This window comes from Thiomonas arsenitoxydans, assembly GCF_000253115.1.
GTDB classification, from domain to species: domain Bacteria; phylum Pseudomonadota; class Gammaproteobacteria; order Burkholderiales; family Burkholderiaceae_C; genus Thiomonas; species Thiomonas arsenitoxydans.
The window spans coordinates 1,824,875-1,840,520 of the sequence record NC_014145.1; the positions used below are offsets into that span (position 1 = coordinate 1,824,875).

General features: G+C 66.8%; 11 protein-coding genes. 3 read left to right on the forward strand and 8 right to left on the reverse strand.

Features of this window, described 5'->3' with window-relative positions; translation table 11 throughout:
* Nucleotides 1-7: 7 nt before the first annotated feature.
* From mdoH to map, 7 genes are all read right to left on the reverse strand, one after another.
* The gene (gene mdoH, locus THI_RS08430) at nt 8-1,804 is read right to left on the reverse strand and encodes a glucans biosynthesis glucosyltransferase MdoH (protein WP_083829878.1); all 1,797 of its coding nucleotides are present in this window, start codon (nt 1,802-1,804) and stop codon (nt 8-10) included.
* Nucleotides 1,805-1,825: 21 nt separating this feature from the next.
* On the reverse strand, nt 1,826-3,355 hold the full coding sequence (locus THI_RS08435) for a glucan biosynthesis protein D (protein WP_013105830.1): 1,530 nt from the start codon (nt 3,353-3,355) through the stop codon (nt 1,826-1,828).
* On the reverse strand, nt 3,352-4,587 hold the full coding sequence (locus THI_RS08440; RefSeq protein WP_013105831.1) for an efflux RND transporter periplasmic adaptor subunit: 1,236 nt from the start codon (nt 4,585-4,587) through the stop codon (nt 3,352-3,354). Before THI_RS08440 ends, THI_RS08435 begins: the two co-directional genes overlap by 4 nt.
* Nucleotides 4,580-5,569, reverse strand: a complete 990-nt coding sequence (locus THI_RS08445; RefSeq protein WP_013105832.1) for a TolC family protein — start codon at nt 5,567-5,569, stop codon at nt 4,580-4,582. Before THI_RS08445 ends, THI_RS08440 begins: the two co-directional genes overlap by 8 nt.
* A gap of 404 nt (nt 5,570-5,973) precedes the next feature.
* Nucleotides 5,974-6,288 carry a nucleotide pyrophosphohydrolase gene (locus tag THI_RS08450; protein WP_013105833.1) on the reverse strand — a complete coding sequence of 105 codons (315 nt, stop codon included), beginning with the start codon at nt 6,286-6,288 and terminating at the stop codon, nt 5,974-5,976.
* Nucleotides 6,289-6,307: 19 nt separating this feature from the next.
* Nucleotides 6,308-8,920, reverse strand: a complete 2,613-nt coding sequence (locus THI_RS08455; RefSeq protein ID WP_013105834.1) for a [protein-PII] uridylyltransferase — start codon at nt 8,918-8,920, stop codon at nt 6,308-6,310.
* 46 nt (nt 8,921-8,966) lie between these two features.
* Entirely contained in the window at nt 8,967-9,962 is a 996-nt protein-coding gene (gene map, locus THI_RS08460) for a type I methionyl aminopeptidase (RefSeq protein ID WP_231836471.1), read from the reverse strand.
* Between map and purL the strand changes: the two genes are divergently transcribed.
* The 3 genes from purL to THI_RS08475 all read left to right on the forward strand — a co-directional run bounded on the left by purL (nt 9,905) and on the right by THI_RS08475 (nt 15,232).
* Nucleotides 9,905-13,912 carry a phosphoribosylformylglycinamidine synthase gene (purL, locus tag THI_RS08465; RefSeq protein WP_013105836.1) on the forward strand — a complete coding sequence of 1,336 codons (4,008 nt, stop codon included), beginning with the start codon at nt 9,905-9,907 and terminating at the stop codon, nt 13,910-13,912. The genes map and purL overlap by 58 nt on opposite strands.
* A 255-nt stretch (nt 13,913-14,167) precedes the next feature.
* Entirely contained in the window at nt 14,168-14,887 is a 720-nt protein-coding gene (locus THI_RS08470) for an acetyltransferase domain-containing protein (RefSeq protein WP_041608961.1), read from the forward strand.
* A gap of 3 nt (nt 14,888-14,890) precedes the next feature.
* The gene (locus THI_RS08475) at nt 14,891-15,232 is read left to right on the forward strand and encodes a hypothetical protein (protein ID WP_013105838.1); all 342 of its coding nucleotides are present in this window, start codon (nt 14,891-14,893) and stop codon (nt 15,230-15,232) included.
* Here THI_RS08475 and THI_RS08480 read toward each other — a convergent pair.
* On the reverse strand, nt 15,189-15,641 hold the full coding sequence (locus tag THI_RS08480; protein WP_013105839.1) for a DUF2214 family protein: 453 nt from the start codon (nt 15,639-15,641) through the stop codon (nt 15,189-15,191). The two genes, THI_RS08475 and THI_RS08480, sit on opposite strands and share 44 nt — an antisense overlap.
* Nucleotides 15,642-15,646: the final 5 nt, after the last annotated feature.

Genomic DNA, 15,646 nt, shown 5'->3' on the forward strand with positions numbered 1-15,646 from the left:
GGGACGCTCAGGAATCCGGCTCCGGCGTCTCTTCCCCCAGTTGCGGAGCTGGCACCCAGAAAAAGCCCAAGGCATGGGCTAGGCTTCCCAGGCGCTCGCTGGAGGTCCAGCTAATCAGCCAGGGCGAACTCAGCAGCCCGAGCGTGATCGGCGAGAACCACAGGCCGACCACCGGGTCGAACCAGGCCAGCGCGGCGAAGGCCAGACCGAGCACGAGGTGCTCGCGCAGGTCGGCAAGGGTCGACAGCACCGGGATGCGGCGAGCCTCGCGCACCTGGGCCGACCAGCCGGAGGGAATTCCCAGCGCCATTGCCAGCAAGCTCTTGGTCTGGGTCATCATGATCACCGGCGCCATCAGCATCGCCAGGGGAATATCGAGCGCCACGGATCGCACGATGCGCGCAGCGCCGCCGAAGCTGCGCCTGCGGGCGGCGGACGACAGCATCCAGGTCAATCCCATCAGCTTGGGGCCGAACAGCAGCAGCAGCGTGAGCCACAGCACCCAGGAAGTCGAGATCCCCATCAGCGTGGCCTCGCGGGAAAAGATCACCTGCAAGGCGCTGGTCAGCAGCAGCAACAGCCAACCCGGCGAGGTCAGGTAGGCCGAGGCGCCGAGCAGCAGGTGCAGCCGGCTGGCCCAGTGCAGCCCCGAGGTGCCGAGCAGCCGCAGGTGTTGGAGGTTACCCTGCATCCAGCGCCTGTCGCGCTTGGCGTAGTCGATGATCGACGGCGGGAATTCCTCGTAGCTGCCGTCGATCATCACCATGTGAACCGCCCAGCCACGTCGGCGCAGCAGAGCCGACTCGAACATGTCGTGGCTCTGAATATGGCCGCCTAACGGATGCTTGCCCGGCAACTCGGGCAGGCCGCAGCTCTGCGCGAACGCGCGCGTGCGCACAATCGCGTTGTGGCCCCAGAAATTGGCTTCCGAGCCCGACCACCACAGCAGGCCCGCTGTGGCGATGGGGCCGTAGGCTTCGCTGGCGAACTGCATCCAGCGCTGGAACAGGGTGTGCGCGTTAGTGATCATCGGCACCGTCTGCAGCAATCCGATCGACGGCCGTTCCTCCATGATCGACGCCATGCCCACGATGGCGTCACCGCTCATCAGGCTGTCGGCGTCGAGCACCAGCATGCACTCGTAGGCGGCGCCGAACCGGCGCACCCAATCGGCGATGTTGCCCGGTTTGCGTGCGGTGTTGTGCTCGCGCCGTCGGTAGTACACCGCGATGGGGGCCTCGCGCGCCAACGCGAGCCACGCCGCCTGCTCGCGCTCGCCGTTGTCCTCGCTCGAGTCGCTCAGCACGAAAAAGTCGATCCAGGCGGCTCCCCCTGCCGCAGCGATGGAGCGCGCCATGGTGCGCACGCGGCCGAAGGTGGCGTCGACATCCTCGTTGTAGATTGGCATCAGTACCGCGACGCGATGGCGCAGCGGCTGCGCCGGGCTGGGTACCGGCGTGAAGCCCGGATGATCCCCGCTGATCAGCTTGTAGAAGCCGATGGCCGAATTCACGAAACCGAAGGAGATCCACCCGAACAGCGGCACGAACATCACCAGCAGCACGATGTCGAGCGCGTTGACCTGTTCGCGCGCGAGCACCATGCGCAGTTGCGTGGACGCCGCCAGCGCGAGCACGGCCGTCAGCGCGATGAGCAGCAGGCGCTTGATCAGCAGGCCGTGCGGCTGGGTTTTCACCTCGATCGCTCCCGGAGGCGGGCCGTCCAGGCGCTGGATGGGCATGTCCAGCGCGGCCTCGGGAGGCAGCATCGGGGGCGCGGGGTTTATCGCGTGATTAGCGGACATGGCGTATGCGTGCGCGGTGACTCAATCCTCGAGCGTGACCACGACGGTCTCACTGAGCGCCTGCGTCCCGCGGCGCAGGAACAAGCGGAACTCCTTTTGCGCCAGCCCCGTCAGGCGCAGGTCCAGCACGACGCGCCAGGAATTTTTGCGGCCGTACAGGCGATGGGCGCGCAGGCCCATGACCGCGGAGGCCGGCAGGTTGGTCAGCGCCTGCACGCCGCTGGCATCATCCAGCCCGGCCAGCACATCGCCGCGGAAGTCGAACACGTACTTGCGCGTGGACGGATCGGGCGGGGTGTCGGCCTGGCCGGCCGGCCCGATCAACAGATTGCAGCAGTGCGCGTTGGCGTCGGTGCTGGGATCGGCGGATGTCCACGTCAACCGGTACGCCACGTCGCGGCGCTGTCCGGCACGCGCCGGTTCGTCGGCAACCCAGAATGCGCCGATGTTGTCCACGGTCTCCGAGACCGACGCCATCTCGTAGAGCATCACGCTGCCCGTGCCCCAGTCGCCCTGGGGCTGCACCCACAGCGAAGGCCGCAGTTCGTAGAACAATTCGTCGTCCTCGTAGTTGGTGAAATCGCGATCGCGCTGCATGAGGCCGAAGCCGCTCGGGTGATCGGCGCGGAAGGCGTTCACGCGCGCCTGAGCCGGGTTGTGGAGCGGGCGCCAGATGCGCTCGCCGGCTCCGGTGCGGATGGCCAGGCCCCCGGAGTCGTGCACCTGCGGGCGCCAATCGCCGATCGGATGGGGGTGGGGCATGCCGTCAGCGCGCGTCTGGTCGTAGAGGAACATGCTGGTCTGCGGGGCGATGCCCAGGCGCTGCACATCGCGTCGCAGGAAGAGTGCACAACGCACGTCCTGCACCACGTCCACGCCCTCGTGACGCCAGGTGTCGATGGCGTAGGCCCCGGCCAGCGAAGGGCCGTCGAGTAGGGCGTGGGTGATCACGTGGTCGTCCGACGGCTGCTCGATCCAGAAGTCGGTGAATACTGGGAACTCCTCCGGCTCCGGCAGGCCGGTGTCCACCGAGATGGCCCGTGCCGAGAGGCCGTAACGGTTGGATGTCCCCGAGCAGCGAAAGTACGAGGCCCCGAGAAAAGCCATCCAGTCGGTGCGCGCGTCGGGCGCCAGCACGCGCCAGCCAGCCGGATCGGCGGTCTGTCCGCCGCCGAACAGCCCGTGCGTGTCGATCAGTCTCCTGGCCACGCCGTGGTCGACGACATGGATCGACACGGCCAGCGGCGCCACGCCACGGCGCGGCGGGAACAGGCGCACCGTGCCCGTCACCGCTTCGGCGGCGCCGTAGGCCAGGCGCACGAAGGCGCCGGAGTCCAATGCCGCGTGCGCCGACGGCCGGGGCGCCACGTAGGGACGGCCCGCGAGCCGGCGCGCGCGCTCGACCAGCAGATCCCAGGAAAACGGCCGCGGCGCCCCCCAGCGGCCGCCGCCTGCGGCGAAGGCCATGCCGGGTTGCAGCAGCCCGGCGGCCAGCGAAGCAAGCGCGCCGCCGGCCTGGCGGCGGGTGAACTTGGGAGCGGAGGGGGTCATGGTGCCGTGGGGGTCGATGGCGCGATGGCTGGGTCACGGATCGGAAGACCGGGTTTCGGGCCTGACGCGCCCGGCGCCGCGCGCCAGCCGATGATCGCCAGTTGTCCCGGACGCACCGGCCCGCCGAGGATCTGCGTGCGATGGCCGTCGCTGGGACCGGCGATGATGGACACGCTGCGCGCCGTGCCGTCGCGATCGAGCAGGCAGAGGCTGCTGCGTTCGAGTTCGGGTTGCGTCGAGCAATGGGGGGCGAAGGCCAGCGCCGTGTTCGGCGCCAGCAGCACATGGTGGCGAACCGGCAGGGTCATTTTGAGCGTGGCCGCGGCGGCCGGCGGAATGCGCGGATCGGGCGCCAGCGCGAACTCGGCCTGGCGCACACCCGCCGGGTCGGTGGTGGTACGCAGCAAAGTGGCAGCGCGCTCTGCGCCATCGATACCGGAGATGACCACCTGTGCCGACTGCCCCGCGGGCAGCGTCCCGATACCAGGGGGCAGCGGCACGATTACGCGCGCGGGGGCGTCCAGCGGCGCCAGTTGGAGCAGCGGCTGTCCGGCCCGGACCTGACTGCCCGGCGCCACCAGCGGCCGGACCACCACCCCGGCGATGGGAGCGCGCGGCAGCGTGGCCTGCAGATTGGCCATGTCGTCGTCGAGGCGGCGCTGGGCCGCAGCGAGCAGCACACGATCCCGCCGCACCGCGAGTGCCGCGCTGCGCACCGCCGCGAGCGCGGTGTCCATCTCGTCCAGCGAGGGCACGCGGTGGGCCGACTCGTGCCACACCTTGTCGTACCGCGCGATCCGGGCGTCGGCCAGCCTGGACTCCACGAAGGCACGCGCCAGTTGGTCGCGCGCGGCGGCCAGCGTCAGGCGGTCGGCATCGATAGCCTGTGCAAAAGCGCTGGTATCCACCACGGCCAGCGCCTGGCCGGGCGCCACCGTGTCGCCCGGAGCCACCGGTACTGCGGTGATCAAGGCATCTCGCGGCGCGCGCACCGTAATTTCGCCGACCAGGTAGGCCCGGCCTTTGATGGACAGCTGCGGACGCAGGTCGCCGCGAATGATCGGCGCCATGTAGTACGGGGTCGTGTTGCCCTCGAGAAAACGCAGCAGCAAGCTGCCCGCCACCCCCAGCGCCAGCAGCAGCAGCGTGATGCTGATCCAGCGCCGCGCGCGACTGCGTGGGCGCGCGTCGAGCAGCACATCGACCTGCGAGGCGTCGTTCGGCTCAGTCACTGCATGCTCCGACTGCCAACGGCATGTCTCCGACCGAGCTGCGCGTCGGCTCGCGCAGTCTGGCCTGGTTCCTGCGCAGACCGACGTCGGTCCACAGATCGATCGCCGCGCGCGCCAGCCGCGCCCGGGTGTCGATGCGCGCCTCGCGCACCGACAGTTGCGCGGTTTGCGCCACGTACAGCGAGGCGAAATCGCCGGTTCCCAGACGGTAGGCGGCGCGCGCATCGTCCGCGGTGCGTTCAGCGTCGCGCTCGAGCTCGGGCAGTGCGGCCTCGCGCGCCTGCACCTCGGCCAGCGCGGCGCGCAGGCCAGCCGCTTGCGCGTCGTCGCATGCCGCCGCGGCCGCGCCGTCGGCGTCGAGCCAAGGCACTTGAGCGCCGTCGGCGATCCACAATCCCAGTTGCCATGGCGCGACCGCCGCACGCCGCGCCAGCGTCGCTTCTGCCGCGGCCAGGCGAGCGCGCGTGTCGGCAAGCGCGCTCGCATTGGTGCCGATCAGCGACGCCGCCAGTCCGCTGTCAACCCCCGAGACCAGCCCGGCCTCGTAGCGCCAGCGCGCGAAATCGGCATCGTCGTGGAACCGATCCTGGAACGCCTGGCGCAAGGCGAGGTTCCATTGCAGGCGGCGCACCTCGACGTAGGCGCGCGCGATGCGCGCGGCCTTGCGCTGGCGCACGTCGGCCAGCCGCACGGCCTGCACTTCGGGGGAATCGGGCATCTGCTGCAGCATGCGGCCGACCCAGCGGGCAAGGCGGAAGCGCCACTGTTGCGAGCGCGCCTGCAGGTCGGCCAGGGCGCGGGCTTCGCTGACCAGCAGCGGGTCCGCCGCCAGCCCGTGGTTGATCAGCCGAGCCAGCAAGGGGTCGTCGACCTCTGTCCACCACGGCACACTGGGAGCCGAGTCGGCGCTCACTGCGGCTTCGGATATCTGTGCACCGGCGGGGCTTTGCAGCGAGGCGCAACCGCCCAACGTGCACAGCACGAGTAACCCGATCCAAAGGGCTTGGAATGTTCTGAACAAGGGGCGTCGGAATCTGAAACAGGAGGCAAAAATCGATGCCGTGATGGGGGAATGGTACGAAGTGTCGCGGCCTGCACCCGCGCCGACGACGCTTTCATGTGCCAACCGGAACGCGCTCACGGTAGGGCATGAGTGTACCTACCGCCGCGAGCACAAAGTCGCTTCTGGCGGAGTCGAACCAGACTTCGTCGTAGCCGCCGACCTGATTGAAAGCCCTCAGAATCTTGTCCGAAACGGGATCGAGCAGTAATGCAACTGCCTTGAAACTGGAAGTGGGTGGCGCAGCGAGGGATAGACGGTTTCAGGGGAGCCGGGTAACGCAAAAATGCCCGGTCGGAAATAATCCTATTTTCAGCGGGCGGCGCTCAGCTTGCTGGATATTTCAGGGCGTTTTTGCCGATTTTCTGTTCCACCGCCTGTTGTAGATCCACGCCGGTGTGATCGGCGATCTGCACGAGATAGATCAGCACGTCGGCGATTTCGTCGGCGAGGTGCTGTTGAATTTCAGGGTCTTGTCCGGCCTGCTGCGATTGCTCGGGCGTCATCCACTGGAAAATTTCCACCAGTTCGCCAGCCTCGACGATCATTGCCATCGCCAGGTTTTTCGGCGTTTGATAGGGCGCCCAATTGCGGTCGGCGGAAAACTGTCGCAAGCGGGCTTGCAGGGCGGGAATGTCCAAGCGGTGTGCTCCTCTGACGCTAATCCATGATCGCCTGCAGCAGCTCGTTTTCGAGTGTGTTCTGAATCCGGGCGTCACCCAGACCGGGGCCGGAAACCAGAAACGTATCTTCCACCCGCTCGCCGAGGGTGGTGATCTTGGCCAGTTGCAGGTCGATGTGGTGTTTGGCCAGCACCTGCGCAATGCCGAACAGCAGCCCGGCCCGGTCGTGCGCGGTCACGTTGAGAATCCAGCGCTGCCCGCGCTCGTCGGGGCGCAGACCGACGCGGGGGCTGACGGGAAAGTTGCGCACCCGCCGCGACAGTCGCCCGTGATGCGGGGGCGGCAGTGGCGCGGCACTGCCCAGTTCGGCAAGCAGCGAGGTTTCGATCACGCCGGTCATCGCCCGGTCGTGCACTTTGGTGTGGGGTGACACCACGACGAAGCTGTCGAGCGCCCAGCCGTTGTTGGCGGTGTGGATCTTGGCGTCGAGAATGTTGAAGTTCTGATGATCGAAGTAGCCGCAGATGCGCGCGAACAGATCGGGTTGGTCGGGCGCGTACACCAGCACCTCCAGCCCCTCGCCTTCGGGCGCCAGTCGCGCGCTGATCACGGGCGACTGGCTGGCCACGCGGGCGTAGAGCTTGCGGGTGTGCCAGGCAATGTCTTGCGGATCGTTGCGCAGGAAATAGCCCATGTCCAGCGTGTCCCAGAGCGGCTTTTGTGCGCCCTGGGGCAGGGCGTAAAGGTTGAGAATGCGCTGCGCCTCGCGCTGGCGCAGCTGCAGTTCGGCCTCGGGTTGCGGCGTCTGGCCGCCGAGTGCGCGCAAGGTGGCGCGGTAGAGGTTTTCGAGCAGCTTGCCTTTCCAGGCGTTCCAAACTTTGGGGCTGGTACCGCGAATGTCGGCTACGGTCAGCAGGTACAGGGCGACGAGGTGACGCTCATCGCCCACGCGCCGGGCGAAGGCGGCGATGACCTCGGGGTCGCTCAAGTCTTCTTTCTGCGCCACGCGCGACATCTGCAGGTGCTCGCGCACGAGGAACACGGCCAGCTCGGTGTGTTCGGCGCTGATGCCGTGCGCCTTGCAGAACTTGCGGGTTTCGACGGCGCCCAGCTCGGAGTGATCGCCGCCGCGGCCCTTGGCGATATCGTGGAACAGCGCCGCGAGGATGAGCACCCACGGCGGATCGAAGTGTGCCGCCAGCTCCGAGCACAGCGGATATTCGTGGGCATGTTCGGGCATGAAAAAACGCCGCACATTGCGCACGACCATCAGAATGTGCTGATCGACGGTATAGACGTGAAACAGGTCGTGCTGCATCTGCCCGACGATGCGGCGAAACGCCCACAGGTAGCGCCCGAGCACGCTGGTGCGGTTCATCAGCCGCAGGGCGTGAACGATGCCTTGCGGCGCCTGCAGGATGCGCACGAACTGCTCCCGGCTGCGCGGATCGTGGCGGAAGGCGCTGTCCATCCGGTGGCGCGCCAGGTAGATGGCGCGTAGTGCAGCGGGCGAAAGCCCCCGAGCGCCGGGCGCGCGCTGGAACACCGCAAAAATTTCCAGCAGCGTCCAAGGCTCTTGCTCGAAAAGCTGGAGATCGGCGGGCTCGATCATGCCGTCGCGCAGCACATAGCGCCCGTCTTGCACACCCTTGAGCCCGACAATCGCCTGCGCCATGGCCACCGACTGCGGCCAGAGCCGCCCCTCGATATCGAGCAGCACGATCTGGTTGATCTGCTCGACGGCTTTCGCCGCCCAGTAGTAGCGCTGCATCAGACGTTCGCCAGCCCGCTTGGTCGGCGTGGGCGCAAAGCCGAGCACCTTGGCAACGGCCGATTGCTGGTCGAACACCAGACGGTCTTCGCGCCGTCCGGCCAGCACATGCAGGTGCGCGCGGATGCGCTTGATCACGGTCTCGTTGCGCTGAATCTGGCGCACGGTATTGACATGGATGATTCCATGCGCCGCCAATTCCTTCCAGCTGCGCGCCAGACCGCTGGCCTGCGCCACCCAGAGCACGACCTGCAGATCGCGCAGACCGCCGGGGCTTTCCTTGCAATTGGGCTCCAGCGCGTAGGGAGTATCTTCGAATTTGAGATGGCGCTGCTGCTGCTCGCGCATTTTGGCCTGAAAGAAGGCGCGGGCATCGAGATGAGCGAAAAACGCGCGGTTCAGCGAATCAGCCAAGGCGCGGTTGCCGCACAAAAAGCGCGATTCCAGCAGGGCCGTCTGCACCGTGATGTCCTTGTCGGCTTCGTCGATGCAGGCCTCGATGGTGCGCACACTCGGGCCGATTTCCAGGCCGATATCCCAGCAGGCGGTGATGAAGCCTGAGGCGGCCGCATCGATGGCGGCGTTGCTGCCCTGGGTCTGCTCAAGCAGCAGAAGCAGATCGATGTCGGAGAACGGAAACAGCTCGCCGCGTCCGTAGCCGCCTACGGCGATCAGCGCCGCATCGGGCGGCATGCCGCTTGTCGTCCACAGGGTCTGCAGCGTCTGATCGGCAAGGCGGGTAAGCCCGTGCAGCAGCGGCGTGACCTGCTGCGGGTGCTGCCCGAAGTGGTCGAGTAGCGCGGCACGTCCCTGTTTCCAGCTCAGGCGAATGTCGCTCAGCGCAACCTCAGCCGGATGGGAGGCGGCAGATGCGGTCATGGGCCTAACGTGCACGAAGTCACGATGACGGCCAGCGCAGCGCCGCTCAGGCGGCTAGGGCAGGCTGGCGAACGAAGGCGGGCGCGGGCTGGCAACCCGCCGAAGTGGTCAGCACTTCAAAGCCGGTGGAGGTGACCAGCACCGTGTGCTCCCACTGTGCAGACAGCGAACGGTCTTTGGTGACGATAGTCCAGCCGTCGGCCATTTCGCGGATGTCGCGACGCCCGGCGTTGATCATGGGCTCGATGGTGAAGGTCATGCCTTCGCGCAGCACTTCTCCCGTGCCCGCCTTGCCGTAGTGCAGCACTTGCGGGTCTTCGTGGAAGTTGCGGCCGATGCCATGGCCGCAGAATTCGCGCACGATGCTGTAGCCCGCGCTCTCGGCGAAGGTCTGGATGACGTGGCCGATGTCGCCCAGCCGCGCACCCGGTTTGACCAGCGCGATGCCATGCCACATGGCCTCGAAGGTGATGTCAACCAGCCGCTGCACATGCTTGGGTACGGTGCCGATACTGAACATGCGGCTGCTGTCGCCGTGGAATCCGTCCTTGATGACGGTGACGTCGATGTTGATCACATCGCCGCTCTTCAGCGGTTTGTCGTTCGGAATGCCGTGGCAGATGACATTGTTGACCGAGGTGCAGATCGACGCGGGGTAGGGCGTGTAGCCCGGCGGCGCGTAATTTAGCGGGGCCGGAATGGCCTGCTGCACCTGGGTGATGTAGTCATACGCCAGCTTGTCGATCGCCTTGGTGGTGACGCCAGGCTGCACATGCGGGGTCAGGTAATCGAGCAATTCGGAGGCCAGTCGCCCGGCCACGCGCATTTTCTCGATTTCTTCAGGGGTTTTGATGGTGATGCTCATGGCGCAATTATCACACTCCTGACATGTGTTCGTGAGCCGCCTGTGTGCGTCATGGCGATTTCTATAATCTGCCGCTGACCGCCATCTCCCACCCCGCCCAGCCCGTTCAGGCTTCCCGCATGCACATCCTTTTCTTTGAAGGCGCCAGCGCCTTGTCCGCGTTTCGCCAGGACGCATTGCAGGCCCGCCTGCGCCAGACCGCGCCGGAGATCGCCGATCGCGTGCGCCGTATTCATGCCCGCTATGTGCATGCGGTGGCGCTCGACGCCGCCCCGACTCCCGCGCTTCACGACAAACTCGAAGGCCTGCTGCGCTATGGCGATCCTTACGCCGGTCCCGCACAGGGTCAGAGCCTGTATGTCATGCCGCGCCTGGGCACCCTTTCGCCCTGGGCTTCCAAGGCCACCGACATCGCTCGCTTGTGCGGCGCCGAGGTGCACCGGGTGGAACGCACGGTGCAATACCGCCTTGAGGCGGAGAGCGGGCTGCTGCGCGCCGCCAAACCGTTGACCGAGACCGAACTGCTTCAGCTCGCCGCCCTGCTGCACGACCGCATGACCGAAACCGTGGCGCTGCAGCGCAGCGAGCTGGAGCGTCTTTTTTCCGAACTGCCACCCCAGCCGCTGCAGCACGTGGACGTGCTCTCCGGCACGCTTGACGCCGGCCGCGCGGCGCTCGCGCGTGCCAATGTGGAGCAGGGACTGGCGCTGTCGGATGACGAGATCGACTATCTGCTCGACGCCTACCGCAAGCTCGGCCGCAACCCCACCGATGTCGAGCTGATGATGTTCGCCCAGGCCAACAGCGAACATTGCCGCCACAAAATTTTCAATGCTCGCTTCACCATCGATGGCGTCGATCAGCCGCACACCCTGTTCCAGATGATCCGCAACACCCACGCGGTGTCGCCGCAGGGCACGGTGGTGGCCTATGCCGACAATGCCTCGGTGATGGAAGGCGGCACGGTGCAGGCCTGGCAACCCGATCCCGCCACGCACCGCTACGGCGCACAAGAAGGGCTCAAGCATGTGCTGATGAAGGTGGAAACGCACAATCACCCCACCGCCATTTCGCCGTTTCCCGGTGCGGCCACCGGAGCCGGTGGAGAGATTCGCGACGAGGGCGCCACCGGCCGTGGCTCGCGCCCCAAGGCGGGGCTCACCGGGTTTTCGGTCTCCAATCTGCGGCTGCCGGGCGCTGGCGAACCTTGGGAGGCGGCCACAGAAACATTCGGCAAGCCCGGTCACACCGCCAGCCCGCTGCAGATCATGCTCGACGGGCCGCTGGGCGGCGCGGCGTTCAACAACGAGTTCGGCCGTCCCAATCTTGCCGGGTACTTCCGCGTGTTCGAACAACCGGTGGACGGCAAGGTCTGGGGTTATCACAAGCCCATCATGCTCGCCGGTGGCTTGGGCTCCATCGATGCCCGCATGACGCACAAAAAGGCATTTCCCGCAGGCACGCTGCTGGTGCAGCTTGGCGGCCCGGGCATGCGCATCGGCTTGGGCGGCGGCGCGGCGTCGAGTCTGGCCACCGGCAGCAACGCCACCCATCTCGATTTCGATTCGGTGCAGCGCGGCAACCCGGAAATTCAGCGCCGGGCGCAAGAAGTCATCAACGCCTGCTGCGCGCTAGGCGAGGCCAATCCCATTCTGTCGATTCACGATGTGGGCGCTGGCGGACTGTCCAACGCCTTTCCTGAGTTGGTGGAGGGCGCGGGCCGTGGCGCGGTGTTCCAGTTGCGCGATGTTCCACTTGAAGAGTCTGGCCTAAGTCCAAGAGAAATATGGAGTAACGAAAGCCAGGAGCGCTATGTTCTGGCCATTGCTCCTGATCAGCAAGAGGCTTTCGCCGCGCTGTGCGCCCGCGAGCGCTGCCCCTTTGCGGTGGTGGGCGTCGCCACGCAAGAGCAAACGTTGATCGTGAATGACAGCCTGCACGCTGACCAGCCCGATCTGGCCCGTCCGGTCGATCTGCCGCTGGACGTGCTGCTGGGCAAGCCGCCGCGCGTGCATCGTCAGGCGCAGCGGCAGTTGCCGCAAGGCGAGGCGCTTGATCTGGCTGAGGTCGATCTGGCGCAGGCCTGCGAAGCGGTGCTGCGCCACCCCACGGTAGCGAGCAAGCGCTTTCTCATCACCATTGGCGACCGCACGGTAGGCGGCATGAGCCACCGCGATCCCATGGTCGGCCCCTGGCAGGTGCCGGTGGCCGACTGTGCCGTCACGCTCGCTGACTACGCCGGATTTCGGGGCGAGGCGATGAGCGTGGCCGAGCGTGCGCCCGTTGCGGTGCTCAACCCCGCCGCGTCGGGTCGGCTGGCGGTGAGCGAGGCGGTGCTCAATCTGCTGGCCGCCCCGGTGCAACGTCTGGCCGACATCAAGCTGTCGTGCAACTGGATGGCCGCCTGCGGCCAGCCAGGGCAGGACGCCGCGCTGTACGACACCGTGCACGCCATCGGCATGGAACTCTGTCCCGCTCTGGGTATTTCGGTGCCCGTGGGCAAGGATTCGCTGTCGATGCATACGCGCTGGGAAGACGCGGGTCAGGCCAAGAGCGTGACTTCGCCGGTCTCGCTGGTGGTCTCCGCCTTCGCCACGCTGCCCGACGTGCGCGGCACGCTTACGCCGCAGCTGCGCACCGATGCGCCGAGCAGCCTGATTCTGGTCGATCTGGGCCAGGGCAAAAGGCGCATGGGCGCGAGCATCCTGGCGCAGACGCTCGGGAAGATCGGCGACATCACCCCCGATCTCAACAGCCCGGACTTGCTGAAATCGTTTGCGGAAGCGCTGGCTGAATTGCGCACGGCAGGTCAAGTCTGGGCCTATCACGACCGATCCGACGGCGGCCTGTGGGCGGCTGCCTGCGAAATGGCCTTCGCCGGGCATTGCGGCCTCAGCCTGAATGTGGACGTGCTCACGCTCGAAGGCAACGAAGCCGACGACTGGGGCGACGCCAAAGACTGGGCCAAGCAGGTCGGCCCGCGCCGTCACATTCAAACCTTGCGCGCACTGTTCAACGAAGAGCCCGGCTTGCTGCTGCAAGTGCCCGCAACGCAGCGCGACGCCGTGCTGCAGACCCTGCGGCAGCATGGCCTGTCGGCGCACAGCCACGCCATCGGCACGGTCAACGACGGCGACGTCATCGAGATCTGGCGCGACACGCAGCGCATTTACACCGCACCTCGCACCCAATTGCAGCAAGTGTGGGACCGCGTGTCGTGGCGCATGGCGATGTTGCGCGACAACCCCGAGTGCGCCCAAGCCGAGCACGACGCGCTGGCCGACGCCGCCGATCCGGGGCTGCACTTGCACCTGACTTTCGACGCCCAGCAAGACATCGCCGCGCCTTTCATCGCCAGCGGGGCGCGGCCGCAAGTCGCCATCCTGCGTGAGCAGGGCGTCAACTCGCAGGTGGAAATGGCCTACGCCATGCACCGCGCCGGGTTCGACGCGGTGGACGTGCATATGAGCGACCTGATGGCAGGCCGCGCCCGGCTGGGCGATTTCCGCGGCTTTGTCGCCTGCGGCGGTTTCAGCTACGGCGACGTGCTCGGCGCGGGCGAGGGCTGGGCGCGTTCCATTCTGTTCAACCCCGAGCTCGCCGATCAATTCGCACGCTTTTTCGGCCGTACCGATACCTTCGCGCTGGGCGTGTGCAACGGCTGCCAGATGCTGGCCGCACTCGCCCCCATGATTCCTGGCGCCCGCGCCTGGCCGCGCTTCACCCGCAACCGCTCGGAGCAGTTCGAGGCGCGGTTGTCGCTGGTGGAAGTCGCCGAGTCGCCGTCCCTCTTTTTTCAGGGCATGGCTGGCAGCCGCGCGCCCATCGCTGTGGCGCATGGCGAAGGGCGGGCCGATTTTTCGCAGCAGGGCGACGCGAAGCTGCTGCAGGTGGCCATGCGCTTTGTCGATCATCAGGGCCAACCCACGGAGCGTTATCCCTACAACCCCAACGGCAGCCCCGAGGGCATCACCGCCGTGACCACGCCCGATGGCCGCTTTACCGCGCTGATGCCGCACCCGGAGCGGGTGTTCCGCAGCGTGCAGATGAGCTGGACCGCCGAAGACCAGGGCGACGACAGCCCGTGGATGCGCATGTTCCGCAATGCGCGGGCCTGGTGTGAGTGAAGTGGCCCCCACGCTCCCGCTGCGCGGTCGCTGCCCCCCGAGGGGGCGCACCCCGCCTTGGGGCGGCCCGGCGGCGGGGTGGGTGGCCCCCACGCTCCCGCTGCGCGGTTGCTGCCCCCCGAGGGGGCCCACCCCGCCTTGGGGCGGCCCGGCGGCGGGGTGGGTGGCCCCCACGCTCCCGCTGCGCGGTTGCTGCCCCCCGAGGGGGCCCACCCCGCCTTGGGGCGGCCCGGCGGCGGGGTGGACGCGTTGATCATGGCGGGAAGCCGAATCAGCCGCTACGGCGGCGTCGATACCCTGCGCGGCCTGGCCGTGCTGTGGATGATGTCGTTTCATTTCAGTTTCGACCTGAACTGGTTCGGCTTCATCCACACCGACTTCTACACCAGCCCCTGGTGGCTCGATCAGCGTATTGCCATCGTGAGCCTGTTTGTTTTCACCGTCGGACTGACGCAGACCTTCACTGACGCGAGCGGCCGCCCGGCGCGGCATTTCTGGAAGCGCTGGGCGCAAATCGTGGGCGCTTCGCTACTGGTCACGGCAGGCAGCTACGCCGCGTTTCCGCACAGCTTCATCTACTTCGGCATTCTTCAGGGCATCGCGGCCATGTTGCTGTTGCACCGGCTGGTGTTCCGCCACTTCGGCGCCTGGGTGCTGCTGCTCGCCCCCATCGCCATTGCCGCGCCTCAGCTTTGGGGGCACGCTTTTTTCAATTCGCCGTGGTGGAACTGGACCGGGCTGATCACGCAAAAACCCATCACCGAAGACTACGCGCCACTGCTGCCGTGGATCGGTGTGCTGTGGATCGGCGCCGGCACAGGCTGGCTGCTGGCGCGGGTGCAATTCCGGCCCTTGCGCCATCTGCCCGAAATTCGTCCGCTGTCTTTCCTTGGGCGCTGGCCCTTGACCATTTACCTGCTGCATCAACCCGTTTTCGTCGGCCTGGTCTGGCTGGCCGCACATCTGCGGGGGTGATTCGTGGAAGAACTTGTCGACGCCTCCATCGACTACCTGCTGCATTACGGCGACAGCGATCACTGGTTTTTCATTCCGCAGGCGAAGGATGAAGAAGACGCGCTGCGCTACTTTTTCTGCATCGAAGGCTACGGCCAGAGCCGCCAGTTCGGCACCCTGCAGCGCGAGTTGTGCCTGCTCGTGCCGCTGCAGCACTTCTGCAGGATCGCGACGCCATCGAGCGCCGAGTCGAGCGTCTGCGACGGGACATTCGCGCACGCCGAGAAGCAGAAGAGGGGCTTTGAGACGTCAGCGCAGCGATTCAGCCGAAACCGTGGCTCATCAGCGTCGCCAGCAAGGGGATGATGACCATCACATGCGATTGCGCCATCAGCCAGCGGCGCTCTTTTTTCACTTCTTCTACGGCGGGCTGCCACGCTACCATTGCCCGAGCCTGAAGGCCCCAGCGCCCCAGCCGCTGCGTAGACGGCCAGGACATCACCGCCATCAGCGCCAGCAACACCACCTTGGCCCACAACAAGGGGTTGTGCAGCAGCCACTGCGGGCCTTTGATGCCCCAGAACACCAGCGCCAGCCCGCTGGCCAGCACCGCGGCAAAGCTGCCCCAGACCCACACATCCAGCCTGCGAAGGCGAGCCAGCACCTGGGCATCGACGGCGCCCACCCGGGTCAGGCTGGTCTTGGCGGTGAGAAAAACCGCCAGCCCCAGCATGGCGGAGAGATGAAGGTAAAGCAGCAGAGCATCGGTCAACATGGCGG

Coding starts and splice junctions, on each gene's coding strand:
- THI_RS08455 (WP_013105834.1), bottom strand. CDS start 8,920: ATGACCGCATCTGCCGCCTCCCATCCGGCTGAGGTTGCGCTGAGCGAC.
- THI_RS08435 (WP_013105830.1), bottom strand. CDS start 3,355: ATGACCCCCTCCGCTCCCAAGTTCACCCGCCGCCAGGCCGGCGGCGCG.
- THI_RS08480 (WP_013105839.1), bottom strand. CDS start 15,641: ATGTTGACCGATGCTCTGCTGCTTTACCTTCATCTCTCCGCCATGCTG.
- mdoH (WP_083829878.1), bottom strand. CDS start 1,804: ATGTCCGCTAATCACGCGATAAACCCCGCGCCCCCGATGCTGCCTCCC.
- purL (WP_013105836.1), top strand. CDS start 9,905: ATGCACATCCTTTTCTTTGAAGGCGCCAGCGCCTTGTCCGCGTTTCGC.
- THI_RS08470 (WP_041608961.1), top strand. CDS start 14,168: ATGGCGGGAAGCCGAATCAGCCGCTACGGCGGCGTCGATACCCTGCGC.
- map (WP_231836471.1), bottom strand. CDS start 9,962: ATGCGTCCTGGCGAAACGCGGACAAGGCGCTGGCGCCTTCAAAGAAAA.